We start from the raw sequence: 1,875 nt of genomic DNA on the forward strand, positions 1-1,875 counted from the left end.
AGCCTACGTTCTTATATCCCTGCTCTTTGAGCCAGGCTTTTTCTTTTTTAGAAAGCCTTTTGCGTCGGCTAGAATTAGAGCGCTGAACTTCGCGGTAGCCCATGCCGCTAAAGAGAAGGCGTTTTTTCTTAGATTTCATAGTTATCACCTCTAGCCAAGAGTCCCGCGAAACCATGTAAGCAAGGCTCTGCGAAGTTCGCTATCCTCATACTCAAGCAGAGCACTTATTCTTTGCGCAAGTTTTAGACGGATTTTATCAACAGTATTTTTAAGATCTCTATTATCTTTTTTTAGATATGTATTAGCTTCGAAAAGCTCGCTATTATCTTTAGCTAAGGCTTCTGCTTTTGAAGTCAGATGTTGTTTCTCAGCGGCTAGACGTTTGATATCTGCCTGACGAGCCTTAACTTCGTTGGCAACTACTCGCTTTTGCTTTATCAGATCTTCTTTAGCTTGCTCCATAGCGGCTATTTGCGCTTCTATCTTTTGATAGTCCAGCTGCATTTTTTTTAGCTTTTTTTCAGAATTAGTTCGTGATAAACCGCACTGCTGATTGTTTTTGCCTAAATCCGTATTTTTTTCTATAAACGAGTTTACTAGGTGAAGCGCGCTAGATTCTTTTTCAAGCAGTATCAGTAGCCGTTCACAATCAGCAGCAGTTAGAGATTTGCTGATATTTTTATTAATGCCGTATTTTCCTTTAAGAATAGTTTGAAGCTCTTTTTTTGAAGCCATAGGTGCGAATCCTATAGATGATGCTGATATCCGTATTTCTGGTAGTATCTACCATATACAATTAAATTCATAGGGTGCCAGAAGGTATCCGTATAGTTAGAGACCTTGCAACAACAGTTAACTATGCTACAGAGCATGAAACCATTTGCGCACGGTGCGTAGACACGTTAGACGGCAAATTTTAAGTCTAAGCTATGATCAAGGCATAGTCGGATTAACCCTATATGCCCTATAGCAAATTCAGCTTACAGAAGGTACAGCAAGAGTTTGGTCTTATCATTCATGAGGCCATTCACTTCTTACCCACACTACCCGCCGTCTCGCCTGATACGCTGTTAACAGCGACATTGGCAGACAGTCTTCCGCTGGCATTGGCTCAGGGTAATGAAAAGGCACGCAGTGAATGGATTATTAATCCAATCTTGACGGCAGTACGGCGACTGGCTAACACCAAAGTCAGTGTCTTTTCGGGTAAAGAATTCAACGTTGATCCGAGCCAAGAACTGGTGGGCTATGTGGATTTTTTAATTGCCCGCTCGCCCAGATTGTTGGTGTTGGAATCGCCTGTGGTCATGATGGTGGAAGCGAAGCCTGAAAACTTAAACGCAGGCTTAGGACAATGCGCTGCCGAAATGGTGGCTGCCCAGATCTTTAATCAACAGCCAGAGAAGATGATTTATGGCTGTGTGACCAATGGTGAATTATGGAAATTTTTGAAGCTCGAAGGAACAGATTTGACCATTGATTTAGAGGCCTATAGTTTAGAACCCCTGGAACGTCTGCTGGGGATTTTGATTTATCTGGCGTGTGAGGGGTAGTGCGATCGCAGCTGGAACGATTACACCCAGGTAGACGAGTCAGCACTTACCAAACCTTAGCCATAGGCAATGTAAAATCAGGCAGCTCCGGGTCGCCGCTTACGCTATCGGGATTCTCAAGTATTTGAGGAACTTGATTGGGGCGGTAGACATGCACCGTTCGCTGTTTACGATCAATTAACCAGCCTAGTGATACAGGGCAAACGCATACGTTTCTTTACAATTTGGTACTAGCGTTATCTCCTTGGGCCAGCACCTTGAAAAGATATTGGTCATCCCATCCTGCTTTGAGTCGCTTTGCATGTGTGCCACCTTTGGCGGA

The 1,875-nt window shown here is 43.6% G+C and carries 2 protein-coding genes and 1 pseudogene; 1 reads left to right on the top strand and 2 read right to left on the bottom strand.

From position 1 onward, the window contains the following. Positions 1-150: 150 nt before the first annotated feature. A complete protein-coding gene (locus IQ260_RS30270) occupies positions 151-735 on the bottom strand; it encodes a hypothetical protein (protein ID WP_193996751.1) in 585 nt (194 codons plus the stop codon). A 224-nt stretch (positions 736-959) separates the two neighbouring features. Between IQ260_RS30270 and IQ260_RS30275 the strand changes: the two genes are divergently transcribed. Next, positions 960-1,553, top strand: coding sequence for a hypothetical protein (locus tag IQ260_RS30275; protein ID WP_193996752.1), 594 nt, complete (start codon positions 960-962; stop codon positions 1,551-1,553). A 46-nt stretch (positions 1,554-1,599) separates the two neighbouring features. On the opposite strand, the pseudogene IQ260_RS30280 reads toward IQ260_RS30275, so the two are convergent. Then, a pseudogene (locus IQ260_RS30280) lies at positions 1,600-1,737 on the bottom strand (Uma2 family endonuclease); the annotation flags it as partial. Positions 1,738-1,875 lie beyond the last annotated feature (138 nt).

Source organism: Leptolyngbya cf. ectocarpi LEGE 11479, assembly GCF_015207065.1.
Taxonomy (GTDB): domain Bacteria; phylum Cyanobacteriota; class Cyanobacteriia; order Phormidesmidales; family Phormidesmidaceae; genus Leptothoe; species Leptothoe ectocarpi.